Raw genomic sequence first — 24,944 nt, 5'->3', positions numbered from 1 at the left:
GAAATCATGACAACTACTGACTATGTAAAATCTGACACAGCGAAGCTGTCTTGCGTAAACAGTAAGGGAAAAAAGTATTCTGTCGAACTTCTGTGGGGCGACGAAGTACGTATCCTCAGTTCCAATGGAACGACGGCAAAGATCAAAGCACGTGGATTAGAAGGAACAATCAAAAAAAGCGACCTTGGTGGTGAGCCGCTTCTTGAAACCTATTTCATTGATGTCGGACAAGGCGACGGAATGCTCATTGTGACGCCTGATCGTCGGCACCTGTTGATGGATGGTGGCTGGCCTCGGCGTTTTCAACCGACCAATAAAAATGCAGCTGACTTCGTCGATTGGAAGTTTCATAAAGATTATGGCATGGATCAAATCGAACTCGATGCCGTTTTATGTTCACACAACGATCAAGACCATTATGGTGGTTTGTGGGATTTGTTCAATCCCGCGGAAACCCACGAACTCGACATAAAAACAAAGAATGTCGTAGTAGAAAATTTCTACCATGCGGGACTCTCATGGTGGAAACTCAATGGCAAAAAGTCGCTTGGCAGAACCGCCGAAACAACAGAGGGAAAATTCTTCACTGATTTGATTGACAGTCGCGCGACTGTCATGAATGCGCTGAAGACCACCAGAAACCCGCACCTGCGAGGTGAATGGTCTCAGTTCCTGAAATGTGCGACGAAAATCAAGACGAAATCAGGAACGGCCATGCCAATGAAGCGACTGAGCCACTGTGACGAATTCGTGCCCGGCTTCGATCCTACCAGCAGCGATATTGGGATCAAGGTTCTCGCTCCGGTGGAATTCGATATCGAAGGTGACGAAGCGATTCGATATTTCTCAGGCGGCCCCAGCAAGAACACCAACGGCAATAGTTTGTTGTTGCGAGTCGACTATGGGCGTTTTCGCATGCTGCTAACTGGTGACCTGAATACAAAGAGTATGCGGGCGTTGCTTGATGACTGGACTGGTCAGCGACAGGAGTTCGAGTGTGATATCGCGAAAGCCTGTCATCATGGCAGCGATGATGTTTCGTATGAGTTCCTATCGGCTCTCCGTCCAGCCGTGACAGTCATATCGTCTGGTGACAACGAATCACACGACCATCCGCGTCCCGGAATCGTAGCTGCTTCCGCTACGACCGGCTACCTTATGATTGACAATGACAAGATCATCTCACCATTGATCTACTCCACGGAACTGGCACGCAGTGTCAAGCTTGGTAAGCCGGTCAAAGCCAGAGTCCCCAAGTCGACGGGCACTGGCACTCACAAAATCGAAAAGGCCGATCTGAACAAGATCAGCTTAACCCTAGAGGAAACGAATGCTGGACAACGAAATCCAAAGACCAAGTACCGCCGCTTGGGAAGCTCACACGTGGTTTCCGGCACAATCTACGGCCTTGTCAATATCCGCACAGATGGCGACCGCATTCTCTGTGCGACGATGAATGAAGCCAAACATGAATGGGAAATTAAGGTATTGCAGTCTCGCTTTTGAACAGCAGCGAAACATAATCTTAGCTCCGAAATTCAATCTCTCCAGATCGCATTTGAATGTTCATCTGAGAGGGTGTTGGTGATATCTAGTAGGATTTGTTTGCCGTTGGTTAGCTTCAGGTTTACTACTTCCTGTTCGAAACCGCGGCTCGCACCGTGCCGCTCAGGGGGGGGACGGTATTGGCGTGCGATGTTGATCTCTGATTCGATTCCAACCCTGTTTTGGAATTGAACTTCGCCAGGCGGGCGGATACAGGGCTCCCGCCCCTCTTTTTTTGTGGATGAATTCATGCCCTGGTTTTGTGAGTCGATCAGTCAATTTCCTGCTCGCTGCGCTCGGCTCGGATCTGCATCCAGGCCTCCCCTTGACTACAAGGTCAGTCCTATGGGTTTGCTGCTAATTTTATTCCTGCGATTGTTTGAGATACCGATGATCATCTGCAGGGGCGTAGGGGAGTCAATGGGGAGTCGCTTTTTTTACCTGCGAGCGACACGTGATGCCCTGGGAAGTCCTGATGAAGCAACGCGAAGCGTTGATGATGGCCTGTGATGTCGTTTGATAACTGAGGTGCGGGCGAGCAGTGGTTTTGGAAATCGTGCTGAAACGAGCGGGTTATATGGTGCGATTATCTCAGTAGTTCAGAAGCATCAGCTGAACCAGTAGTGTTCTCGCGCGCGACGCAGATAACAGAGAATCATTTCGAATGGCGTGACGCGGTCAAGTCTGATTTATTCAGCAGGATATTGCGGAGGTTCAGACGTGAAGATAATGAGTTGGTTAAGAACATGGCTGGATCGAGAGAGTGACAGGCATCTGCCCCTGGCATCTCCCAAAAACAAAAGCCATAACTCGAATTGAGTTATGGCTTTTTGAGTGCCCCCGAAAGGAATCGAACCTTTAACCTACTGATTAAGAGTCAGTTGCTCTACCAATTGAGCTACAAGGGCGTTTTATTTGATGTTGGTATTTTAGTTCGCTTAAAATCATTCGACAAGCGAATCAATGGACCTTCTCTGAGTTGATACAAAGATTTATCGTCAAGTGTGTCTCAAAACATCGGCAAACTTGTTTGAAAATCAGGAACCGGCTGTTTTTTTCCGCAGCCGGCTCCTGGTTTCAATGTCTGAACTCGTATTAAGTACTCGGGAGCTAAATCTGGTCCAGAGCCTGTTTGAGGTCGTTAATTAAATCGACCTGATCTTCCGTCCCGACAGACAACCGGATGAAATCAGGAGTCACGCCGGAACTGGCTTGTTCTTCCGGTGCCAACTGCTGATGTGTTGTACTGGAAGGATGGATGATCAAGGATTTACTGTCGCCTACATTTGCCAGATGCGAGAACAGTTTCACACTGTTAATTAGTTTAATTCCATTGGCCTGCTGTTGTTCTGGTGTGTCTCCCTGAATCCCAAAGCCAAACACAGCACCACTGCCGTCGGGCAGATATTTTTGTGCCAGCTTATAGGAAGGATGCGATTCCAGACCACAGTAATTGACCCAGGAAACCTTCGGATGGCTTTCTAGAAATTCAGCGACTGCCATTGCGTTCTGACTGTGCCGTTCCATTCTTAAGTGCAACGTTTCCAATCCCTGCAGGAGCTGGAAGGCGTTGAATGGACTCATCGCCGGTCCCAGATCACGGAGCAATTGAACCCGAATCTTGAGCACATAAGAGACATTCATGCCACCAAAGGTCTCATAGAATTTAAGACCATGATAGCTGGGATCTGGTTCGGTCATACCAGGAAATTTTCCATTATCCCAAGGGAAATCCCCTTTTTCGATAATGATCCCACCGATGGATGTTCCATGACCGCCGATGAATTTGGTACAGGATGAAACAATAATATCCGCGCCATGCTCAAAAGGCCGAATCAGAGCAGGAGAGGCTAGAGTGCTATCGACAATTAGAGGAATCCCTGCATCATGGGCAATTTTCGCAATCGCTTCGAAATCAGGAATGTCACAACGGGGGTTTCCGATGGCTTCAACATAAACGCAGCGCGTATTTTCATCGATGGCGTTTTTAAAGTTTTCCGGATCGCTCTGATCGACAAATTTGGTCTGAATGCCAAACTTAGGAAAGGTATAATGGAACAGATTATAGGTTCCGCCATACAAGCTGGATGACGAAACAATGTTCTGACCAGATTCGACGATATTGAGAATCGCCAGCGATTCTGCGGCTTGACCGGAAGCGACTGCTAATGCACCAGCACCACCTTCCAGAAGCGCCAATCGTTTTTCGAGAACGTCACAGGTCGGATTCATCAACCGTGAGTAAATATTGCCGAACTCCTGCAAGCCGAACAATCTGGCCGCGTGATCAGTATCGTTAAATACGTAGGAAGTCGTTTGGTAGATGGGAACTGCCCGCGAGTTGGTAGCGCTGTCAGGTTCCTGACCGCCGTGTACACAGAGAGTTGCTAATTTCAATGCTTCGGCATCCATTGTAAAACCCTTTTTGTAATGGGGATAATTTGGCTTTATTAAGCACAATTGCTATTTCAGAGAACTCAAATCAACGGAAAACCAAGCCAAAGCTGATAGCACAATGATCCGAATCGAGTTACAAATGAGGCGAATTTTGCAGAGGAAAACAGCCCCTCAGATTAATCTGCCATCCTATCGATGTTCACGGTAAAAAACAATTCGCCCGCGGGGATCTCTTGACTGAACCGTGCATTCCCGAAAAATGGAGTGATTACCTGACTTACACTGAAAAAGAACACATTTCCCCCTGATTAACCAGATTAGATTTTCGTTCCCAATTCCACTTCTCTACAATGAATGATATCCTGAACCGGAACTTGTTGGTTGAAACTTCATTTTGAGACCTTTGGTGAAGAAAGTACAACTATGACTCGCTTGCTGACCGTCAAATCACTCTCGATGCTCCTATTCTCTGCGTATTTTGGTTTTTGTGCGACTGCCGTTTCGATGGGAAATGAAGCAAAAGCAACGACACCTGACCAGCCTGGCCTGGTGATGCAGGAATTCGTTTATGACGATGCCTCGTTTCCTTCCTGCCATGCCTCGACGATTGCAGAGACCCCTGAAGGTCTCGTTTGTGCTTTTTTTGGTGGGACAGCAGAAAAGAATCCGGACGTGGAAATCTGGTTGACCCGCAATCAGGGAAATGGTTGGTCTGCTCCAGAGAGTGTTGCTAACGGCGTGAAAGATGCTTCGAAACGCTGGCCTTGCTGGAATCCGGTTCTGTTCCAGACGAAACCGGGAACACTGTTGCTCTTTTACAAAGTCGGGCCGAACCCAAGCGAGTGGTGGGGCATGCTGAAAGTCTCACACGATCACGGCAAGACCTGGGGACCGGCAAAACGCCTGCCGGATGGCTTTGTTGGCCCGGTGAAGAACAAGCCTTTCCTACTGTCTGACGGAACACTGCTCTGTCCAGCCAGTACAGAACACGATGGTTGGCAGGTGCAGATGGAGTGGACTCCCGATCTGGGAAAAACCTGGCATCGTACAGGACCCTTGAATGACGGCAAGAAAATTGGCGCGATTCAACCCTCCGTACTTCGCTATGGAGATCGCCTGCAGATTCTCTGTCGAAGTAAAGGGCTAGGAAAAATTGTCGAAGCCTGGTCGGATGACGATGGACGTTCCTGGAGCGAAGTCACCGCGACAACTCTACCCAACCCCAACAGTGGTACTGATGCTGTCACACTAAAAGATGGCCGCGCTCTGCTGGTTTATAACCCGACCACCCGAGGCAGAAGTCCGCTGCATGTCGCTGTTTCTTCCGATGGGAAAAACTGGAAAACCGGCCTGGTTCTGGAAAACCAGAAAGGGGAGTACTCATACCCTGCTGTGATTCAAACAGACGATGGCAAAGTCCATATCACCTATACCTGGAAACGCGAATTGGTCAAACATGTTGTCCTCGATCCCGCGAAGCTGCAACTCAAAGTGATTGATTAAGAGGCAGAGTCTTTGGCTGAATTGACACAAGTTTCGCACACCAGACGTAATCGTAGAAACCTTGTCTGGATCCTGTTTCAATGGATCCTGCAGGCCTTTTTTGCGTTCTGGTTGCGCTATCAGTCACGCGGAAAAGAGCATTTGCCCGCCGAGACGGGAGGCATAATGATCAGCAACCATCAGAGTTTTCTCGATCCCTTGCTGATTTGCCTCCCACTTAAGCGGCCGGTGAGTTTCATGGCACGTGACTCCCTGTTTCGGATCCCGATCCTGGGTCCCTTTATGCGGTATCAATTTGTGATTCCGATCAGCCGCCGTGCGGCTAGCTCAACGAGTTTTCGAGCGGCCATTGAAAATATTGAAAATGATAACTTTGTCGGCATCTTCCCGGAAGGAACGCGTACAATCGATGGTACAGTCGAACGCTTCAAGCCAGGTTTCTTAGCCTTATTGAAGCGAACCGATTGTGCCATCTATCCGATTGGAATCGCGGGTGCGATTCGCGCCCTGCCACGCGGGGCCTATTTTCTACGTCCTCGCCCGGTGCGGGTCATATTTGGCGAACCAATCCCCTTGACGCTGATCAGGGAATATTGTGAACGCGGTGCGGAAAAAGAATTAGTGGAACTCACCAGACAACGTGTTTCCGAATGCCAACAACAGGCCGAAGAATGGTTGTTACCCGAGCCCCCTCGCTGATTTCTTCTCGAGTCGGGATTGTCATTTTAAGTCGTCTGCATTATGGTTTTCCCAAATCAACTCAAAGTGATGCGACAACTCTACTTTTCTTGAGCAGGTAAATACCATGTCGGAACGGATACTCAGTATTTCCGGATTGCGGGGCGTTGTAGGTAACGGATTGACGCCCGATTATTTGACACGCTTCGCAGCAGCGGTGGGCACCATCGCCAACAAAGGGACGATCGTTTTATCCCGTGACGGCAGATCCACCGGTGAAATGGTGCGTCATGCGGTCATCGCCGGCCTGATTTCCACAGGCTGTCGCGTTGTTGATGCGGGCATCGCGACGACGCCTACCTGTGGCGTTCTTGTGACACATCTTAAGGCTGCCGGAGGAATTCAAATCACGGCCAGCCACAATCCGATTCCCTGGAATGGCTTGAAACCCTTTTCCGCCGAAGGTTCGGTCTTTAATCAAGAGCAGGGTGAGCAACTGCTCGATGTGCTCAACAACGAAACTTTCAACTATGTTCCGTGGGATGAACTCGGGCATTTAGAAGTTTATGAAAACGCAGCCGGTCCGCATATTGTCCGTGTTTTGGAACTGGTCGATGTGGATCAAATTCGGCAACGAAAATTCAAAGTGGTTCTGGACTGCAATCGTGGATCGGGTGGGGTAGCGACGCCTCAATTCCTGGAAGCACTGGGTTGTGAAGTGATTGTTCTGGGGGGAACGGCCGATGGTCAGTTTGAGCATACACCGGAGCCCCTCAAGGAAAACCTGACGTCATTAAGTGAAGCAGTTGTTAAACACAAAGCAGACGCCGGTTTTGCACAAGATCCTGACGCCGACCGACTGGCGATTGTGGATGAAACCGGTCGCTATATCGGCGAAGAACTGACGCTGGCGTTGGGAGCCGACTATGTTCTGGCACGGACGCCCGGCCCGATCGTCGTCAATGGTTCGACCAGTCGCGTCACTGCTGACATCGCTGCGAAATACAACTGTCCTTTTTTTCGTTCGTATGTGGGAGAAGCACACGTCTGTGCCAAAATGAAACAGGAAACCGCGATTATCGGCGGTGAAGGAAATGGGGGAGTGATCGACCCCAAGGTGGGCTACGTCCGCGACAGCTATGTCAGCATGGCTTATGTTCTGGCCGGTTTAGCCGCTTCCGGACAGACATTGAGTGCCTGGGCAGATTCACTGCCTCAATACAGCATTGTCAAAAACAAAATCACCTGCCCGCGCGAGCAGGTTGATAGCGCCTGCAAAGCACTCGAAGCCCACTTCGATTCTGCCACCGCATCAACGGGCGACGGCCTGCGACTGGACTGGGATGACCGCTGGGTTCAAGTCAGAGCCAGCAATACGGAACCGATCATTCGCGTGATTGCAGAAGCGCCACAGCAGACAGAAGCCGAAGCACTCTGTAACACTGCGATGGAGATCGTTGGCAAAGCGGTTCGCTGATCTATAAAAAAAATGGAGTAAACATTCAGCACGATGTTTACTCCATTTTGACTCAAAGACTTGGAACTTTATCCTTCCCAGCGGGATTTCATAAATTCCAGCCCCTTGGTTGCTAAATGCTCTTCGTTCGGGAACATTTTACGCCAGATTCGAGTGGCTGCTGCCAGTTCGGGTAAGGCCAGACCGAAGGCTTCAATCGTTAACCAGCCATCGTAGTTGATTTCTTTAAGCGCGACGAAGGTTTCGTCCCAGTTCACGCCGCCTTCTCCCGGGGTGGAGCGATCGTTTTCAGAAATGTGCACATGCACCATCTGGTCGGCACAGGCTTTGACGGCGCCTGTGATTGATTTCTCTTCGATGTTGGCGTGAAACGAATCGTACATCATTTTCAGATTCGGATGATTTACTTCTCGCGTAAACTGCGAACAATCTTCCGCACTGTTCAGGAAATAACATTCGAATCGATTTAAGTATTCGCAGACGAGCATCACATCATGTGTTTGTGCGTAATCGGCTGCTTTAGCAAGAATATCTTTGCCGTAGTTCCATTCGTCGGCTGTTCGACCTTCGCCAGAGAATTCACCTAAAGCAGAATGAAGCGGCCCACAGATATGAGTCGCTCCTGAAGCGGCACACATATCGACCATGCGTTTTAGTCGCTCCAGACCGGCTTCACGAATTTTCGGATCGCTGGAGATCGGATTTTCTTCAGGCGTGCAGACTGTTACCGCGGTACGCCCCAAACCCAATTCAGACAGTTTTTTTCCGACCTGCGAAAACTTCTTTTCATCGGCTTCGAAAATCGGCAACTCAACGCCGTCATAGCCCCAGCCTTTAATCTGTTCCAGCAGTCCAAAATGTGACTCATTCACATCGGATGTCCAAAGCAGCATATTCAAGCCGTACTTCATAGTTGTTTTCTTTCAATCAATTGAGATTCAAAATGCTCAGGCGGTAATAAATCGTCGAGACGCTTTTCCACGATCCTTCGGCCTGTCTTTAGAATAGAAATAGTTTCCACAGGTAATGTTTGTAGTTTGACCCGTTTCATCACTTGATTCAAGCGTACCAACAGTCTTTGTGAATCAAGGTAATCTCTTAAAAAACCTTCTTTAGAAAAATGCCCCAGCCAGAGCTTTAACTGATCTGTATTTCTCGTGGCCATTTTGTTGGTGGCTTGTTCAATTTTCAGGGGATCAATCTGGTCGAAGGCTTCGTAATACTGGTCGATCAGTCCCGGGTTCTGATCCATTAAAACCCCGTCCAGCAAGAGCTCGGTGACAATATGTCCCAAAAACCCAACCCGTGCATACTCATCGTCGGCAAATAGTTTACGGAACAGGAGTGATAAATCGGTGCTGGTTTCCAGAAAGCCTTGCGTGGAATGAAACCAATGATCATCCTCGAGATGCTGTTGAATTCCGGATGCGACTTCCGACTGAATCGTAGAATCGTCCTCGGTAAACGGCGTCACATTTTTTATCCGCAAGCGGACACGACGATCGACTACAGACAGCAGGTCGGGCAGGGCGGTTCCCACTAGATAATAAGGGCGATCGACAAACCTCATCCCATGTGCAAAATAATTCATGAAAACGCTTTATCGATGAAAGTCAGGAGAATTCAACTTGAAACTACTATCGTAGCCAATCCCGGAGGAAAATCACAGTTTCCGGGGCACTTCTCCTGTTCGTTTTGCGGTGAACTCGGACGATCCCTGCAACACCGTAATTCATGTTGGTTTTACTTACAAATCTGATCCGCCTTGGTCGAGAACCGGGCTCGGAACATTGGATACCACAGGATCGGCGCGTATAATGCCTGACATATGACCGAGTTCATCACTCTTTGATTCTGTGCTGAAAGTAAAACATGCCCGATTCGCCTCTCAATTTAATGTTCCTGCTGCGGGACCAAAGCGCGCATATTCAATCAGCGTGGGAACAAATTCATAAGCATCTTCAAGCACAATCCTCGGTTTATGTCTCTGCTGTTTCCATCATCGAAGACTTTTACCCAGATGAATCTGAGGTCGATCTGGTTGTTGTGCTGGGAGGTGACGGCGCAATTCTTCGAGCGTGCCGTCAAATGCGTCTTAAGCAACTACCGATGATCGGCGTCAATCTGGGGCGGCTAGGGTTTCTGGCAGACTTGACTCCAGAAGGATTCTGTAAGAATTTCGCCATGATTTTGGAACGAAAATACAAAATCGTGGAACACCTGATGTTTGAGTGCAAGCATTTTAAGGCGGATGGAACCCTCGACACTTACCTCGGTCTGAACGAAGTTGTCATCAGTTCGGCAGGAGCCATGTCGATGATCGATGTCGAATTGGCCGTTGATAACGAATTAGTCACGACCTACAGTGGGGACGGCCTCATCATCAGCACCCCCGTTGGTTCAACCGCCCACAGTCTGTCGGCAGGTGGGCCGATCCTGAAACAAGACCTGCAGGCGTTTGTGATCACCCCGATTTGCCCGCACACGCCCTCGAATCGCCCGCTGGTTGATAATGCGAATTGTCTTTACTCTTTGACAGCCGCTAATGTTCCCGAGGGGGCCATGCTCGTGATTGACGGACAAATCAAGGTCCCTTATTCAGCTGGAGATCGTCTGGAAATCACCAAAGCGTCGGTCACATTTAAACTCGCGCGCATCCCCGGATTCAACTACTATTCCAGACTCAATCGCAAATTAGGCTGGGGCGGGCAGCCCAAATATGGGGCAGAATAGCGATTGAACGCGAAATTTCTCCTGTGTGCGGCAAAAATGGCCTCCCCATAAATTCTCCGATCTGATAATCTCACCACAGGTTAAGGAGAACCAGCAACTATATTTTTTGAGGGAAGGAGTCCCTGATGCGGTCTTTTGTGTTCTGTGTGCTTTCATTTGTGCTGAGCCTGTCGACGGTAGCATTGCCGGTCACGTTTGCGGCAGAGGACGCAACTGAATATTCCCTGCGCTATAAATTCACTCCCGCGGAATTTGTCCATTACGACGTGGATTCACAGAATACCATCGAGGTTCAATTAAACCAGGATAAAGAGAATACCAAAAACAGCACCAACACATTGAAGCATTACCGTGTGATCTGGGTCGACGAAGAGGGCAATGGTACACTGGAAACCATGATTGATCGTGTGCAAATGAGTGTGCAGTTTGACGACCAGGTACCTGCCACATTTGATTCTAAACTGCCGAAAGAAAAAGACCTGAAGCAATTCGAAAAAATTCGGGGCACCATCGGCAAGGCTTCACGAATCGTCTACACCCCCCTGGGTAAAGTCGTTACCAAGGATGGTAAGCCAGAAACGCAAACTTCGGGATTTCTGATCCCGCTTCCTGAGAATCAGGTCAAAATCGGAGACAGCTGGAAAGAAGAATACGATGTAGAAGTATCCGTTGGCAAAACATTGAGAAAAAAAGTCCCCATCCACCGGATCTTTACACTCGATTCTGTCGAAAATCAAATCGCAGTCATCACCTTCAAAACAAAAATCCTGTTACGCCTGAATGACCCCAAGCTGGGACTCCAGCTCATTCAAAAAACTCCCTCCGGGACGATTAAACTGGATCTCGACCGCGGAATTATCATTTCACAGGATGTCTCGCTTGATAAAGCACAAGTCGGAGTCTTCGAAGGTCAGGGAGCAATGCGAGCTGTTTCCACTCGCATCGAAACCCTGGTAGATCCAGCAAGCCTGGCCCAGAAAGACGCAGATCCCATTAAAAAATAACAAGGCACTGTTCAGAAAATGCAGCTCTATTTCACCGAGGTTTGAAAAGATCTCATCCTTCCTGGCACTTTCTGGCCCCGGTATTACTTTTTTTGCAGGCTGACAAGTCCTTATGTGTTGACGCTGACAACAATTATTTTACACTTAGAGATCGCCGTGAAAGTATGTAAGCCCTTGTAGACTGCCACTTCTCTTCGTTTTAGGCCGTGTTCAGGAAACCGTGAACACATGCTGAACAATCATCGTACCCCAAGTTCTTTGACGTGGAAAATATCGAGGATACTGCGAAAGAAGAGTCAGATGACAGGCAAGGCATCAGCAAAATCGGAAAGACACGTCAACAATAACCACAGCTTCTATTGAGAACGGACATGAAACGGGTTGAGCTTTCTTCACAATTAACAAGCTTGCTAAAAGCAGCAAAGCGTTTGGCCAGTGATTGTGATATTGAAGTCGTCTTCCTGTTGGCCGATATCCCATACGACTTTCTGGAAATCAGTAAATCTCTGGGAAAACTACGGCTTGTTGTCTCCTCAGATAAGCCTGATGTCCAGCGTGCTGCTCAAGAAGACGGCATCGCCCTGGTTCCTTTAATTCACGAGCCACAAACCAGGCAAGTTCAGATCAGCCAGGCCATTCTGGAGGCGATTGCCGATGAAATCCTGGCTTCCGGCGATCGCATCATTGCACTCTATGCCGGTTTTGAAAGAGAACACGCCGATTCATTGAGTATCGTCAGTCTGGCAGACCATCTGGCTAAGTTGACCTCACGTGACTTGCAACGACTCGAGACCAAAGTCCCACTACAAACCCTAAGGACCGTCGTAGACCTGGCGGTCGAAATTGGTCGTGAAGGACGGGAAGGAAAACCTGTCGGCGCCTTATTTGTCGTCGGAAACCACCGCAAGGTCTTAACCCTATCGCATGAACAAGTTCATGATCCGTTTAGAGGTTACTCCCAAAAAGAGCGTGTCGTAAGTAACCCCCGCGTCAAAGAGAGCATGAAAGAACTTGCACAAATCGACGGTGCCTTCATCATCAGCTCTGACGGGATCGTCCAGTCTGCCGGTCGGATTTTAAACGCCTCTGCTGAGGGATTAACCCTGTCAAAAGGTCTTGGTGCCCGCCACTGGGCTGCTGCCGCCATTTCCAAAGAAACAGGGGCCATCGCCATCGCAGTCTCTGAATCAACGGGAACGGTCCGGATCTTTCAGGATGGCTATGTTGTTCTGCGAATTGAGCCGATGAGTAGCGCGATGAAGTGGTTTGACTTCGATACCGAACCACCACAATCTGAATAAAACGCGACGGTTCAGTTAAGTTCGACTCTGAACCTATCATCGCCTTTTATAAGCAGATACGCAGAATTCCCCAAATATTCTCTTCCCTTGAATTGTAATATTTGCTATGAAACGCTCACACAATGCAGTATTCGGTCAATGTCTGTTTTGATGATAGAGTTGAGCGATCTAATATCCACCAAATTCATCTGACGTTTCAAACCTGAAGATGGTGGCCTGCCTGTTAATTCTGTGTTATTTAAGAGCTTGTTCAGCGGGAAGGGAGTCCCATGTCGAATGTAGCGATCAAACTCATCGCCGTCACCGGAGTCGTAGGCCTCGGCGTTTTGATGTTTCTTCAAGCACAAAAAGGAATCCAGTCTGGTAGTATCGAAAACCAGATCAGCCAGCTGGATCTACTGGAATCACAACCAGAGGATTCGACTTCGACGAACTCAGTGCCTTCAGATCTTTCCAATCAAACCGAATCTCAAATCGGCGAGATTAAAATTCCTCGCGGTAAGGTTCCAGCCGAGCTTTCAAAACTCGCAGCGCGAAATGCCACTCCGATCAAATCGAAAACAGAACCACCATTCGCACCGAACATAACCACAGCCCCTTCGAATATTAAGCTCACAGCAGCGTCGGATGAAACAGTTCTCGAGAACCAGGATGCGAATGAGTTTGAACCAGCCGGTAAAAACGCCTTCAATGCTCCTGTCAAAGGTCTGGATTTTCGTGAAACTCCCGAAATGAAAACGCCAGGCCTGAATGAAAACCCATTTGCCGATCCCAAACAGCCAGCCACTTTAGAAAAGCGAATACCAGAAACGGCAGCCCCGCTTGAGTCGGACTTCAACGCCGGCCCGCAATTTGGCCTGGATACGAAATTCGAAACCACGCCTTTTCCAGAAGATACCAAAACAAAGATCCCAGCACGGGAAACTATTTCAAACGAACTCAGTCCCTTCGAGCAGGAAACAGTACCAGAGAAACCAGATCTGTCTCCCACACCTGAGTTACCGACGGCCAGTACCCCTCAACGGGATAGCCTGGAAAATTCATTCTCGGAAAAGACGTCTCCTGCCAACAAGCTGGAGACTGCTGAGTCTCCCTTTGAACTCAAAGAAGAAAGTCTCCCAGCGGCTCCCAAAGTTGATGCCAACCCCTTTATGACGGCACCTAATTTCGAGGAATCACCTGCAGCAACGCCGCTCACAACACCTCCTGCTCAAGTCCCCGCGCCGGAAGTTGAGTCGAAATTCAATCCCTTTGGCAATGAACCTGCTGCAGAACTGAAGCTGCCTGAAAGTGTCACACCAAACAGCACTAAAAATGGGAAAAACCAATCAACTTCCTTTTCGTCAGAACCTGAAAAAACCGCGAACACACCTACACCGTCACCACAGGAAATGACTCCCCAGCCAGAGCCAACGCTCACAAACGAGCCTTCGGATATCGTTGTCATCAAAAAACGGAAAGAGACTGCCCCACAGGAGCCTCCCCTCTTTACGATTCAAGGCAAAACGGGATCCCAGAATACATCTGCACCTCAGCAGATTGAAATCGCTCCCGCTACTGAACCGAAGCCTTTAAATCTTGTCGAGGGCAATCAGCCTGTTCCACAAGAGCCAACTAAGCTGGCAGTTCAACAGAAAACTCAGTCTCCCAAAATGACTATTCAGAAACTGGCTCCTCCCGAAGCCGTTCTGGGACAGCCATTCATTTATCATGTGCTTGTCAAAAATAGCGGTACTACATCTGCTCATAAAGTAGTTGTTGAAGACCGTATCCCCAAAGGGGCAAAATTGACTGGTACTATTCCTCGTGCAGAACAGATTAACGATCGCATTATCTGGCGATTGGGCGCGATGAGCCCTGGCACCGAGAAGAAAATCTCGATCCGTGTCATACCGGAAATGGCCGGGCAAATTGGCAGCGTTGCGACGGTAAATTTCGCTACGGAAGTTGCATCCGAAACCAAAATCACATCTCCCAAACTGGCCATTCAGTCGGACCAGCCAGGAGCCGTCAAACCGGGTGAGATTACCGTCGTCAATTACACCATCACCAATTCAGGCTCGGGCGATGCCAAAAATGTTTATATTCGCAGCATCATTCCTCCGCAATTTACACACCCAGGTGGCGATGACCTGGAATACAATGTCGGCGTGATTCCTGCCGGTGCGACCAAGCAAATTCAATTGAAGTTAAAAGCCATTAAACCTGGTGCAGGAAAGACCATCTCCAGTGTGATTGGAGATGGAAATCTCAAAGCAGAAACCGAAGTTCCCCTCAAAGTCATTGGGAACGGCGAACAATTTTTGTTAACCCGCAAGGGGCCTAAAAACAGGTATCTCGGTCGTTCGGGAGTCTATGAAAATGTGATTGCCAACAACACGGAAAAACCAATTCAAAACATTTCGGTCTTTGAATCAGTCCCTCCCGGCATGAAGTTTGTCACCGCGTCAGCCAACGGACAATTCGACACAGTTCGTAATGTTGTCCAATGGGACATCCCCGAATTAGCAGCCAGCGATCAGCGGGTTCTGACGATTGAACTGGAACCTGTTGAAGTCGGCAAGGTGATCAGTACAGTCCAAGTTGTCACTGACAACAATACGAAGTTTTCCGCAAACCTGCAGTCAGAAGTCACAGTCATCGGTCAGCCTTTACTCAAAGTGGAAACCAGTGAATTAAAGGGACCACTTGAAGTGGGCGAAAAAATGGCGATGCAGATCCAGCTGGTGAATCAGGGCAGCGCCTCCGCTACCAATGTGGAATTTCGCGTCAAGATCCCCAAAGAGTTGGTCTTTCTCGCCGCTAAAGGCCCGGTCCGCTATCGGCAGGCGGGATCTTATGTCATCTTTGAACCGACCCAGGAATTAGCCGCGAAGCAAGCATTAAACTTCGAGCTCTCCTTCACTGCACAAAGCACCGGGGATGCCCGCGTCTTAGTGCAAGTCCAGTCGAAGCAGATGCAAAAACCACTCAACCAGGAAGAAGCGATTCCTGTGCTGGAAAAATTACAGTAGCAATACAAAAACAAGTGCTCCCGTTTTCACAACAGAAGCACTTGTTCGCTTTATGATTCCAGTTCTACATTCCAGTATGTTTCACTGATGAACCGGGACCAGCTGTCAATTCGCATGCTTTGCATCGCATAAAATGGCTTCCACTTGGGACGCACTGGTTCTTTCAACAGCTTCATCCTTGCCTGACGAGGCGTGTGAGCCGCTTTACGCGAATTACATTTAACACATGCCAGCACACAATTTTCCCAAGACGTTTCGCCCCCCTGGGAACGCGGCAGAACATGGTCGATCGTCAGTTCTTCACTACCGGGCTGGCAACCACAATACTGACAGGTAAACCGGTCACGTTTAAACACGTTTCGTCGGCTGAATGTCACCACATTGCGAGGCACCCGATCGTACTTTAACAGTGTGATCACTTCCGGTACTCGAAAGCGGGAATGACTGCTCTGGATCGATAATTCATCGTCTTCCGGCTGCAGCTCCGCCCAATCAGACCAGGAATAGGTCTGATAGTCGGCAGGGTCAACGATCAATGCCGATTCATTCCAGATTTTAACAACGGCACGAGCCACCGTCGTCACACCCACCGGTTGCCAGTTCCGATTGAGTATTAGCGTTGGCCGCTGCAGCGTTGATGCCACCATGATTCCACCAATCCTGTAATTCTAAAAACAAGGGTGTTCGAGGGGAATTGAACCCGCCTCCTTAACAGTCACAGTGTTACGTGCTAACCTTTACACTACAAACACCATATCGAATTCACACATAAAGCGGAAGGCATGGGATTCGAACCCACAAACCCAGCTAGGTACACGCATTAGCAGTGCGGTCCGGCGAACCGTATCCGGCTACCTTCCGTAAAACAAATATTCTCAATTTGAGCCCGAATACTGTCATATCACAGAATTCAAAGCGGAAGCCGTGGGACTTGAACCCACAAGTACTTTGCAGCACCACCTGTTTTCAAGACAGGGCCCTCATCCAGCCGGATGACTTCCTTATCAGTTTGATTCAATACGAATCTAGTACCCCGTGCGGGAATTGAACCCAGCGTCTCCGGCATGAGAGGCCGGTATCCTTGCCATTAGACCAACGGGGCAAAATGAATTTTGCGATGTAAGTGGATCGGGAGGTGCTCGAATCCTCGTCTGCGATTCTTCAGATCGCCGCTATACCATCTCAGCTACCGATCCCTAATAAAAAAGCCTGATGCTGCGAAAACATCAGGCCAGATAAACAATCAGATTTCTCACGACCAGATGCTACAAACGGAGCGGATGACTTTCCTCTGTTCCTCGGGAGAACGAAAGATCGTCATTACTCAAACTAAATCTGTACGCCACGTCGATCAATATCACTGTAAAGCCTGTACTACGAAAAAGAGAACCCACTCATGATTCATGAGTGGCTTGCATTGCTTCAACTTATTACTAAGACGGACTTGCTGAATAAAAGTTCGCTTGAGATCTGAATTTTTTTGAATCACAAAAAAAGCATCGGAAGTTCCAACCACCAGATCAAATAATCTCATAATTGACTCTCCCATCTTCATCTGCAAAAAAAATGAACTGAGTCAGTCGAAGGGGATCGAAAACAGCCAAAACAATTCGGACTTTAGGCAGTTTACCGCACTTTGATTCCTCAAAATCTTCATAGATTTCACCAATCTCTATTGACCTGAACATGTTTTATATATCTTATATAATATACAATATATTAGATCTAATATTCACGTCGACGTTTTTATAGCTATTTTCCAATCTCATGCGCGTTGAGGACAACAAAATGTGGTTATCCAAGTCTCAAAAAAGAATCGGTTTTACCCTCATTGAATTATTGGTCGTGATAGCAATTATCGCGATTTTAATTGCCTTACTGCTCCCCGCCGTCCAACAGGCACGAGAAGCAGCACGCCGGTCTACCTGTAAAAACAACCTGAAGCAGTTAGGCTTAGCGTTACACAACTACCACGATACCTTTGGCGTTTTTGTCCACATGATGGGAGGAACTGCCAACGGTCGCTGTTTTGGCGGATCCCCCATCACTGATGGATGTGGAACAGGTACATTTGGTAGCGGAAACGAAAGTCGCGTCAGTGGATTTATTGGGCTCTTGCCTTACATCGATCAGGCGCCGTTGTTTAATCAAATTTCCTCTCCGCTGGGAAGTTATCCCGCATTTGGTTCTTCTCGAGACGATAGTGGCTATGCACCCTGGAAAGCCAAGCTCTCTTTAATTCTTTGCCCGTCGAACCCCAACCCTGCCGACTATCGCAACTTTGGGTGGACCGTTCCCCAGAGTTATGTCTTCTGTATGGGAGATACGATCAATAACTGGGGCGTCCGAAATACACGTGGCATGTTTGGATTCCAGTCCAAGACCCGGATGCGCGATATTCTTGACGGCAGCAGCAATACCATCATGCTGGCAGAGCGGGGTATCTATTCAGGTAATGCTCAAGATGTTCGCGGATTAGCCGCCAATGGAGTCAGCTCCGTACTGACTGCCCCCAACACCTGCTTTGCCACAGCCAGTGGTGGCCTCTACAACGCCGGACAAAGCGTTCAGAAAGACAGACACATGGGTGGCATGTGGCAACATGGACAACCTCATTTTGCCGGGTTCTGTGCAGTTCTACCCCCTAACAGTCCTTCCTGTATGTCTAATACTCACGGCGACAGCTGGGCACTTTCCAGCTCCAGCAGCTACCATGAAGGCGGCGCGCATATACTGATGGGCGACGGTGCGGTACGTTTCATCAGCGAAAATATCGATACTGGAAATCTGGCAGCAGCACCTGCGACTTCGGGCCCCAGTAATTATGGTGTCTGGGGAGCACTCGGCACAAAGCAGGGAACTGAAACCATCGGCGAGTTTTGATACTGACCTCCATTATTCGATGATCTTAACTACATACATCATTAGATCCAGTGAGAGATGATCATGCTTTTCACGCAAACCTGTCCCCGACTGCAAATTTTCCTTTCCCTGACCGTATTGAGCATAGTAGTTGGTTGCTCATCCGATACTCCCGATATTCCCGACACGGCTTCCGTATCAGGAACTGTCACCTACAAAGGAGAACCACTCAAAGGGGCTTCAATTGTTTTTTCAAACACCGCTGTAAAACCTACTGCGAAACCCGCTGCAAACGCAACCATTAATGCCATCACGGATGAAAGCGGGCAGTTCGAACTCAAATCTTATTTTGGTGCGCGCACGGAAAGAAAAGGTGTGATTCCTGGAACATACAAAGTCACACTGTTGAAAATGGTCCCACCGGGAAAAATGACCGCAGCCGAATATCAGGCCAAAGTAACAGCAGCAAATCAAATCGTTTCGGGCGGCGGAGTCCTCACACAGGCACAAACACCACCAGAACTTCAGCAACTGCTACCGCGACAGTACTCTGATGTGACAGCCTCTAAACTGGAAGCGACCGTCGTCGCCGATCAGGAAAACCAGTTCCAATTTGACCTGAAATAAGAGTCTGCAAACTCGATTTCACTTGTTCTGTAAACGGTCCTGCATCAGTTCTTCAACCAGATTCGCCGTGTTCCGAATATGCTGTTCCATTTCCAGAGCGGCTCTGTCGCACTCATTTTTCTGTAATGCTTTAATGATCGCTGCATGATCCGAAAGTGCAATTTCCTGAGCCTGACTTTCATTATCAACTACTTCACGGATCGCCTGAATCAGCGTGTTATACCGCCGCAGTTCATCTTGCAGACGAAGGCTACCGCAATGCGCCGCAATCAGGCTGTGCAATCTGATATCGAGCGACATCGCCTTCTGAGACCAGTTTTGATCGCGAGCTTCTTTTGCGATAGCGGCAAATTCATTCGACAGATCAGTCAACCGATGAGGCTCAATTTTTCCGCAAGCTGTACGCACCGCTTCCACTTCCAACAGGCGACGCAACTGATAGATTTCACGAATTTGTGTGACACCAAACTCTCGCATCACGGCGCCACGATTCGGCAGATTCTCAACTATCCCAATCGAAGCCAGTTCCACAAGCGCTTCCCGAACCGGAGTCGCACTCACCCCGAATTGCTCGGCCAGATTTTGAATCACCATCCGATGACCAATCGGAAATTCGCCCCGGATGACGGCAGCCAAAATCCTCTGTACCACGACCTCGCGAATATTACCGCGGGGAACCATTGAGAATGATCCGGGTAGATTGGTCGTCGACATAATTTTTCCTCGAGCCGCCTTCTAAAGGCTTATAATAAACAGACTAACACAGCGTGTATATTATATATGATTAGCCGAGGAGATAAAAGCGGACGTTCTGAAACTTCCAGAAAAAGAAGTCTGACACATCGATGCCGACTGATTTGAATCGTCAGGAAATGATATTTTGTACAACTTCGCCCGCGACATCGGTCAATCGGAAATCCCGACCCGAATAATGATAGGTCAATCGTTCATGATTGATCCCCATCAGATGCAAAATAGTGGCATGTAAGTCATGCACGTGAACTTTATCCTGCATTGCACGGAACCCGAATTCATCCGAGGCACCGTGAATCGTGCCTCCTTTGATGCCGCCTCCCGCCAGCCACATGCAGAACCCAAACGGATTATGGTCGCGACCATTGATCCCGCCTTGCGCTGTCGGCGTTCTACCGAATTCGCCCCCCCAAACAATCAACGTCTCATCCAGTAACCCGCGTTGCTTCAAGTCCGTCATCAATTGCGCAATCGGCTGATCGATGTCTTTACACAAACGCTCGTTGCTCTTGTCATGATTGCTGTGCGTATCCCAGGGCTGCCGGTTGCCGTAATACACCTGCACGAAGCGCACGCCACGTTCGCTCAAACGACGGGCCAATAGACAGGCCTTGGAAAACTCGCTCTTGCCATACGCTTCCTGCAGTTTCTCAGGCTCACGTGAAATATCAAACGCATCCGTCGCCGCGAACTGCATCCGGTAAGCCAACTCCATCGACTTGATTCGAGTCTCCAACTCATTATCCCCGGCTCGCGAAACCAGGTGCTGTTGATTTATCGCCTGCACCAGATCCAGCTGTTTCTTTTGTTCGCTGGACGACAACACTTCATTCTTCAGGTAGGGGATCATCTGCTCGGGAGTCAGATCTTTATTGTTGATGTGAGTCGCCTGATGCTTACCGGGCAGAAACGCGCTCCCCCATAATTTCGGTCCCACCACCGGTTTCCCCGGACACAATGCAAGAAACCCAGGCAGATTCTGATTCTCTGTCCCCAACCCATACGTCAACCAGGAACCCATGCTGGGCCGCGTCGGCGTCAACGTTCCCAGGTTCATCATGCACAAAGCAGGAGCATGATTCGGAAAGTCGGTGTGCATCGAACGAATGATCGCCATATCGTCGACATGTTTCGAAAGATGGCTAAAATGCTCGGAGACTGGAATCCCTGACTTCCCGGAATTGATAAATTTCACCGGCGAAGGCAGCAGCCCCATCGTTTTCGAAGCCGTTCTGATGTTAGCCGACTTGGGACGTTGACCTGCATATTTTTTCAACGCAGGCTTCGGGTCAAACGTATCAACCTGCGAAGGGCCACCGCTCATAAACAGGAAAATCACACGTTTGGCTTTGGGAGCAAAATGCGGAATCTGCTGGGGAACTTTTTTCGTAGCCGCATCCGAGGCAGCCAGCATCCCGGCCAGACTCATCATCCCGAAACCGCCCCCGACACTCTGGAGCATTTTTCGTCGGGTGAATAGATTCTGCGAATTTGAATTGATCATTTCCTGAGTCTCTTTATCAATGGAAAATGAAAATCGGGTTCATCAACTTATTCAATCAACAAACATCATTTCATTACTGCACAACAAAGCCTGACAATAGCGCTGCCAGGGAGTCAACTGCTTCGGGTCGGTCGCTTGTCGGCCTTCATAAACACCATCATTTTTATTATCCGTGATATCAGCCGCTTGCGCGAGATACGGATTGTCCGTCCGTAAAGGCCAGCAGGACAGGGGGTCTGACTCTAAAATGGACGCAACATATTCTGCATGCGATAATTGATCTTTTTCCAGTTTTGCAGACTGAAAATGCTTCTGAACTTCATTCGGACTCAGCACCCGGTTAAATAGAGCCACAGCACCCAACTGGCCCTGGAAATTCGAAAAATTATCGTTTCGGCCGGCGATGATCACTTCAGAAACACCCGACTCATATCCCGGCTTCGCTTCACCTGTAATTTCTGGTTTCGAGTTGCCATTCAGATAAACCTTAATCTGCTGCTGATTACGAATAAAGACCACATGATTCCACGTCCCCGGCTGAATCACAGTTTCACCAAACAGTGACTGACGCTGAGAATCGCCATTATAGAAAAACAGACGGCCCGCTTTGTTCGGTCGATACTTGCCGGCAATCCCCAAATGGTCGCCTGCTGCCTTCGCGGCGGAGTCTTTTCCGCGTGAGAAAAAATACCCCGTGATAATGCGTTGGTTATTCGGAATCTGATTTTTCACCCAGATCTCAACCGTATAGGCATCACCCAACTTCTTCACATCGGCTTTCATCCGCTTGCCGGCAAATGTTGGAATTTGATCTACCGCAGGCCTGGGTTCATCAGTCAAACCAGCTCGTTCGATAAACTGCAAACCAATTTGCGTTTCCTTTTGTGTGGGTTCGCGGGAAAACAATAGTTGATAAACTTCGTCTATCCGTTGTTCCGATGATTCACCCTCAAAACGTTTCGCTAACTGCTGTGCCTGCTGTCTCACAAACGGAGAGTTCAACACAAACAACTGCTGTAACGGCGTCGTTGTTTTCGAACGACGGGCCGCATGAAGCGCAGGGTCTGGAAAATCATACGACTGCAGGAACGTACTCAATTTATGACGCGAAACAGTGGCGTAAATTCCACGACGATGAAACGTCGGATCATCAATACTGCCCGAAGGCCCCGCCTGAGTCGCATCCAGATTATTCCCCGCGGCTAACAAAGCATCGCGATAGACTTCTGCTTCCAGACGTCGGCGATTGAAATAGGTCAACAGGCGATTATTCGGGTCCTGTTTCTTCTGTGCGTCAGTTAAAACGACCTTCGATGACTGTTGATACGTCGCCGACAGCATAATCAGACGATGCAATTTCTTGAGTGACCACCCCTGGTCCATAAACCAAATCGCCAGATCATCCAGCAGTTCAGGATGGCTCGGCAAGGCACCGGTTTTCCCATAGTTACTCGGCGTATCAACCAGTCCTTCACCGAAATGATGCTGCCAGACTCGATTCACCATCACCCGCGCCGTCAACGGATTATCGCGGCTGGCAATACTGCGTGCCAGCTCCAGTCGGCCACTGCCGTCCTTGAAAGGCGCGACTTTGTCACCAGCGAGTACTTGCACAAACCTGCGTGGAACCACTTCCCCCAGATTCCCGGCATTTCCGCGAATAAACACGTTCAAATCCCGCGGCTTGTTCGGATAATAGACAATCTTCATCTTGTCTTCGGTGATCTCTTCCACCCGCACTTGTTCTTCCGTCAGCGCATTCGCCAGAGGCAGATCAAATCCGGGAGTCGCCTTCTTGATTTCTGCAGCTTTCGCTTTGTTGGCTTTAACCGTCTTATTGTGTGCAGCGATCAATGCTGTGTTCTGTTTCAATTCTTCCGGCGGAATCGGAAACTTGACCGTCTTCTGTTTTTTTAAATCGGGACGCGGCGCGATCAACACAAATTCGGTTTTCCCCGCTTTTTTAATCTCTTGTTTCAGGACCACGTTGCGTTTGTTTAACGCTTTTACTTTGGCAGTCAGACCCGTATTGCTTTTGGTTAACGCGTCAACCTTGTCGCGGGCAGGTTGTGTTTTAGCGACTTCTTCATCCGAGATAATGGGCCGCGTCGTCTGTCTGACCGATGCGAATACACCCGCGATGCCATAGTAATCTTTGACCGTCAGCGGGTCATACTTATGATCATGACAGCGGGCACACGCCATTGTCAGCCCCAGTAAACCACGGCACAAACTGTCCACGCGGTCTTCCCAGTCATCAGCATATCGGTTTTCCAGCGTGACTTGGGACAACGCGACTTCTTTATGATACGAAGGCCCGAGTCCCATAAATCCAAGGGCAGGGTAGTCTTCCGGCCCTGTCTCCGGCAGGAAGTCCGTCGCCAACTGGCGAATGATAAATTCATCGTAAGGCAGATCGTTATTCAATGCCTGAATCACCCAGTCACGATAGCGATACGCGTGTGGATACGGCCCGTTGTGTGGACCCATATTCGTGTTATCTTCTGCATACCGTGCTACATCCAGCCAGTGACGTCCCCAGCGTTCGCCATAATGCGGCGACTCCAGCAACCGATCAATCAAACGAGAATACGCGTCCGGGGAACCATCTTTCACAAACTGTTCCACTTCCTGCGGCGTTGGAGGTAGTCCGATTAAATCAAAATAAGCACGGCGAACGAGGGTTTGCTTGTTCGCAGCCGGAGCAGGGGAAAACCCTTTCGCTTCCTGAGCCGCGAGGATAAAAGAATCGATCTTGTTTACAGGCCAGTTCTGCTGTTTGACCTTGGGAGCCGGATGAGGCTTCGGCAACTGGAACGACCAGAACTCGCGTGCCTTATCAAAATCGATTTCTGCTTTGACCGCTTTTTTACCCGTTTCGTTTCGCGGGTCAGAAGCACCCATCGTGATCCATTTTTCAAAATCCGCAATCACGTCATCAGGTAGCTTCCCCTTGGGAGGCATCTGATAACTGTCCTCACCATAACGCATTGTTTCCAGCAGCAGGCTCTCTGCAGGTTTCCCTGGTACGAGCGATGTTCCCGAATCACCCCCTTGGAGTGTTCCCTGTTTCGTATCGAGTAGCAGACTCCCTTTCAGATTTTTGGAGTCGGCGGAATGACATTCGTAGCAATGCTGAATCAGAACCGGACGAATTTTCTTTTCAAAGAAATCGAGCCCTTCCTGATCCGGCTGCGGTTCCTTCGCGGAAACTCCCGGAAGGAACAAACCAAACAGGCCTGTGATTACGATGACAGCGGTCACTTTTTGCAAAGTTTTCATAATCATGTCTACGATGATAAAAGTCAGGTGGGAAAAAGCCGCGCCGGCTGAGGTCACTATTCTGTATCTCGTTGTTTCACAAACAGATACATCAAGTATGCTTTATATCCTATCGGGTAAAACCGGGAATAACAATATAATATTTAAAAAAGGCTTCCAAATCCGTCGATTTCCGCAATTCTGCTCCGAATTGAGACTCCCTTTTTCATGCATTACACCCTCGCAAATTCAAAAAGCTCTCATCGCTCTTTTCCGTTTCCTCTT

18 protein-coding genes and 6 tRNA genes are annotated in these 24,944 nt (G+C 48.9%); 10 read left to right on the top strand and 14 right to left on the bottom strand.

Annotated elements, in window-relative coordinates:
* Positions 1 to 6 precede the first annotated feature (6 nt).
* Complete coding sequence (locus AAC022_RS03400) at positions 7 to 1,506, top strand: hypothetical protein (RefSeq protein WP_339727972.1); 1,500 nt, start codon at positions 7 to 9, stop codon at positions 1,504 to 1,506.
* A gap of 32 nt (positions 1,507 to 1,538) precedes the next feature.
* On the opposite strand, the gene AAC022_RS03395 is transcribed toward AAC022_RS03400, so the two are convergent.
* The 3 genes from AAC022_RS03395 to AAC022_RS03385 all read right to left on the bottom strand — a co-directional run bounded on the left by AAC022_RS03395 (position 1,539) and on the right by AAC022_RS03385 (position 3,957).
* A complete protein-coding gene (locus AAC022_RS03395) occupies positions 1,539 to 1,796 on the bottom strand; it encodes a hypothetical protein (protein ID WP_339727969.1) in 258 nt (85 codons plus the stop codon).
* Between the two features lie 584 nt (positions 1,797 to 2,380).
* A tRNA-Lys gene (locus AAC022_RS03390) sits at positions 2,381 to 2,453 on the bottom strand.
* 202 nt (positions 2,454 to 2,655) lie between these two features.
* On the bottom strand, positions 2,656 to 3,957 hold the full coding sequence (locus AAC022_RS03385; protein WP_339727966.1) for an O-acetylhomoserine aminocarboxypropyltransferase/cysteine synthase: 1,302 nt from the start codon (positions 3,955 to 3,957) through the stop codon (positions 2,656 to 2,658).
* 408 nt (positions 3,958 to 4,365) lie between these two features.
* Between AAC022_RS03385 and AAC022_RS03380 the strand changes: the two genes are divergently transcribed.
* From AAC022_RS03380 to glmM, 3 genes are all read left to right on the top strand, one after another.
* On the top strand, positions 4,366 to 5,445 hold the full coding sequence (locus tag AAC022_RS03380) for a sialidase family protein (RefSeq protein ID WP_339727964.1): 1,080 nt from the start codon (positions 4,366 to 4,368) through the stop codon (positions 5,443 to 5,445).
* A 12-nt stretch (positions 5,446 to 5,457) separates the two neighbouring features.
* Complete coding sequence (locus AAC022_RS03375) at positions 5,458 to 6,144, top strand: lysophospholipid acyltransferase family protein (protein WP_339727962.1); 687 nt, start codon at positions 5,458 to 5,460, stop codon at positions 6,142 to 6,144.
* A gap of 106 nt (positions 6,145 to 6,250) precedes the next feature.
* Positions 6,251 to 7,600, top strand: a complete 1,350-nt coding sequence (gene glmM, locus AAC022_RS03370; protein WP_339727959.1) for a phosphoglucosamine mutase — start codon at positions 6,251 to 6,253, stop codon at positions 7,598 to 7,600.
* 68 nt (positions 7,601 to 7,668) lie between these two features.
* Here glmM and AAC022_RS03365 read toward each other — a convergent pair whose 3' ends face one another.
* Entirely contained in the window at positions 7,669 to 8,511 is an 843-nt protein-coding gene (locus tag AAC022_RS03365; protein WP_339727957.1) for a sugar phosphate isomerase/epimerase, read from the bottom strand.
* Positions 8,508 to 9,191 carry a hypothetical protein gene (locus AAC022_RS03360; RefSeq protein WP_339727954.1) on the bottom strand — a complete coding sequence of 228 codons (684 nt, stop codon included), beginning with the start codon at positions 9,189 to 9,191 and terminating at the stop codon, positions 8,508 to 8,510. The genes AAC022_RS03365 and AAC022_RS03360 overlap by 4 nt, the downstream gene beginning before the upstream one ends.
* Positions 9,192 to 9,472: 281 nt before the next feature.
* On the opposite strand from AAC022_RS03360, the gene AAC022_RS03355 reads away from it, so the two are divergent.
* The 4 genes from AAC022_RS03355 to AAC022_RS03340 all read left to right on the top strand — a co-directional run bounded on the left by AAC022_RS03355 (position 9,473) and on the right by AAC022_RS03340 (position 15,652).
* A complete protein-coding gene (locus AAC022_RS03355; protein WP_339727951.1) occupies positions 9,473 to 10,333 on the top strand; it encodes an NAD(+)/NADH kinase in 861 nt (286 codons plus the stop codon).
* Between the two features lie 125 nt (positions 10,334 to 10,458).
* Positions 10,459 to 11,337 (top strand): DUF6263 family protein, encoded by an 879-nt coding sequence (locus AAC022_RS03350; RefSeq protein ID WP_339727948.1) that lies wholly within the window; start codon positions 10,459 to 10,461, stop codon positions 11,335 to 11,337.
* Positions 11,338 to 11,708: 371 nt separating this feature from the next.
* On the top strand, positions 11,709 to 12,638 hold the full coding sequence (locus AAC022_RS03345) for a diadenylate cyclase (RefSeq protein WP_339727945.1): 930 nt from the start codon (positions 11,709 to 11,711) through the stop codon (positions 12,636 to 12,638).
* 269 nt (positions 12,639 to 12,907) lie between these two features.
* Positions 12,908 to 15,652 (top strand): hypothetical protein, encoded by a 2,745-nt coding sequence (locus tag AAC022_RS03340; RefSeq protein WP_339727943.1) that lies wholly within the window; start codon positions 12,908 to 12,910, stop codon positions 15,650 to 15,652.
* Positions 15,653 to 15,702: 50 nt separating this feature from the next.
* Here AAC022_RS03340 and AAC022_RS03335 read toward each other — a convergent pair whose 3' ends face one another.
* The 6 genes from AAC022_RS03335 to AAC022_RS03310 form a co-directional block, all read right to left on the bottom strand.
* On the bottom strand, positions 15,703 to 16,299 hold the full coding sequence (locus tag AAC022_RS03335; RefSeq protein ID WP_339727940.1) for an HNH endonuclease: 597 nt from the start codon (positions 16,297 to 16,299) through the stop codon (positions 15,703 to 15,705).
* 32 nt (positions 16,300 to 16,331) lie between these two features.
* Positions 16,332 to 16,404: transfer RNA gene (locus AAC022_RS03330), tRNA-His, on the bottom strand.
* Between the two features lie 22 nt (positions 16,405 to 16,426).
* A tRNA-Ser gene (locus AAC022_RS03325) sits at positions 16,427 to 16,512 on the bottom strand.
* A 56-nt stretch (positions 16,513 to 16,568) separates the two neighbouring features.
* Positions 16,569 to 16,653 (bottom strand) — tRNA-Ser (locus AAC022_RS03320).
* Between the two features lie 28 nt (positions 16,654 to 16,681).
* Positions 16,682 to 16,754: transfer RNA gene (locus AAC022_RS03315), tRNA-Glu, on the bottom strand.
* A gap of 22 nt (positions 16,755 to 16,776) precedes the next feature.
* Positions 16,777 to 16,848 (bottom strand) — tRNA-Phe (locus tag AAC022_RS03310).
* Positions 16,849 to 17,440: 592 nt separating this feature from the next.
* On the opposite strand from AAC022_RS03310, the gene AAC022_RS03305 reads away from it, so the two are divergent.
* Together AAC022_RS03305 and AAC022_RS03300 are read left to right on the top strand one after the other, a co-directional pair.
* Entirely contained in the window at positions 17,441 to 18,535 is a 1,095-nt protein-coding gene (locus AAC022_RS03305; protein ID WP_339727938.1) for a DUF1559 domain-containing protein, read from the top strand.
* Between the two features lie 63 nt (positions 18,536 to 18,598).
* Positions 18,599 to 19,141, top strand: coding sequence for a carboxypeptidase-like regulatory domain-containing protein (locus tag AAC022_RS03300; protein WP_339727936.1), 543 nt, complete (start codon positions 18,599 to 18,601; stop codon positions 19,139 to 19,141).
* An 18-nt stretch (positions 19,142 to 19,159) separates the two neighbouring features.
* Here the strand turns inward: AAC022_RS03300 and AAC022_RS03295 are convergent, their stop codons facing one another.
* The 3 genes from AAC022_RS03295 to AAC022_RS03285 all read right to left on the bottom strand — a co-directional run bounded on the left by AAC022_RS03295 (position 19,160) and on the right by AAC022_RS03285 (position 24,680).
* The gene (locus tag AAC022_RS03295) at positions 19,160 to 19,855 is read right to left on the bottom strand and encodes a GntR family transcriptional regulator (RefSeq protein ID WP_339727933.1); all 696 of its coding nucleotides are present in this window, start codon (positions 19,853 to 19,855) and stop codon (positions 19,160 to 19,162) included.
* Positions 19,856 to 20,006: 151 nt separating this feature from the next.
* A complete protein-coding gene (locus AAC022_RS03290; protein ID WP_339727931.1) occupies positions 20,007 to 21,398 on the bottom strand; it encodes a DUF1501 domain-containing protein in 1,392 nt (463 codons plus the stop codon).
* A gap of 51 nt (positions 21,399 to 21,449) precedes the next feature.
* Positions 21,450 to 24,680: a DUF1553 domain-containing protein gene (locus tag AAC022_RS03285; protein WP_339727930.1), complete on the bottom strand. Its 3,231-nt coding sequence runs from the start codon at positions 24,678 to 24,680 to the stop codon at positions 21,450 to 21,452.
* Positions 24,681 to 24,944 lie beyond the last annotated feature (264 nt).

Source organism: uncultured Gimesia sp. (assembly GCF_963976445.1).
Taxonomy (GTDB): domain Bacteria; phylum Planctomycetota; class Planctomycetia; order Planctomycetales; family Planctomycetaceae; genus Gimesia.
Note: the sequence above shows the minus strand (reverse complement) of the source record. Positions and strands in the feature narration are given on the sequence as shown.

Excerpts from the sequence above, each read along its gene's own strand:
- AAC022_RS03380 (WP_339727964.1), top strand. The coding sequence starts at position 4,366 with ATGACTCGCTTGCTGACCGTCAAATCACTCTCGATGCTCCTATTCTCT.
- AAC022_RS03395 (WP_339727969.1), bottom strand. The coding sequence starts at position 1,796 with ATGAATTCATCCACAAAAAAAGAGGGGCGGGAGCCCTGTATCCGCCCG.
- AAC022_RS03340 (WP_339727943.1), top strand. The coding sequence starts at position 12,908 with ATGTCGAATGTAGCGATCAAACTCATCGCCGTCACCGGAGTCGTAGGC.
- glmM (WP_339727959.1), top strand. The coding sequence starts at position 6,251 with ATGTCGGAACGGATACTCAGTATTTCCGGATTGCGGGGCGTTGTAGGT.
- AAC022_RS03285 (WP_339727930.1), bottom strand. The coding sequence starts at position 24,680 with ATGAAAACTTTGCAAAAAGTGACCGCTGTCATCGTAATCACAGGCCTG.
- AAC022_RS03365 (WP_339727957.1), bottom strand. The coding sequence starts at position 8,511 with ATGAAGTACGGCTTGAATATGCTGCTTTGGACATCCGATGTGAATGAG.
- AAC022_RS03360 (WP_339727954.1), bottom strand. The coding sequence starts at position 9,191 with ATGAATTATTTTGCACATGGGATGAGGTTTGTCGATCGCCCTTATTAT.
- AAC022_RS03400 (WP_339727972.1), top strand. The coding sequence starts at position 7 with ATGACAACTACTGACTATGTAAAATCTGACACAGCGAAGCTGTCTTGC.
- AAC022_RS03300 (WP_339727936.1), top strand. The coding sequence starts at position 18,599 with ATGCTTTTCACGCAAACCTGTCCCCGACTGCAAATTTTCCTTTCCCTG.
- AAC022_RS03345 (WP_339727945.1), top strand. The coding sequence starts at position 11,709 with ATGAAACGGGTTGAGCTTTCTTCACAATTAACAAGCTTGCTAAAAGCA.
- AAC022_RS03290 (WP_339727931.1), bottom strand. The coding sequence starts at position 21,398 with ATGATCAATTCAAATTCGCAGAATCTATTCACCCGACGAAAAATGCTC.
- AAC022_RS03350 (WP_339727948.1), top strand. The coding sequence starts at position 10,459 with ATGCGGTCTTTTGTGTTCTGTGTGCTTTCATTTGTGCTGAGCCTGTCG.
- AAC022_RS03385 (WP_339727966.1), bottom strand. The coding sequence starts at position 3,957 with ATGGATGCCGAAGCATTGAAATTAGCAACTCTCTGTGTACACGGCGGT.
- AAC022_RS03295 (WP_339727933.1), bottom strand. The coding sequence starts at position 19,855 with ATGTCGACGACCAATCTACCCGGATCATTCTCAATGGTTCCCCGCGGT.
- AAC022_RS03335 (WP_339727940.1), bottom strand. The coding sequence starts at position 16,299 with ATGGTGGCATCAACGCTGCAGCGGCCAACGCTAATACTCAATCGGAAC.
- AAC022_RS03305 (WP_339727938.1), top strand. The coding sequence starts at position 17,441 with ATGTGGTTATCCAAGTCTCAAAAAAGAATCGGTTTTACCCTCATTGAA.
- AAC022_RS03355 (WP_339727951.1), top strand. The coding sequence starts at position 9,473 with ATGCCCGATTCGCCTCTCAATTTAATGTTCCTGCTGCGGGACCAAAGC.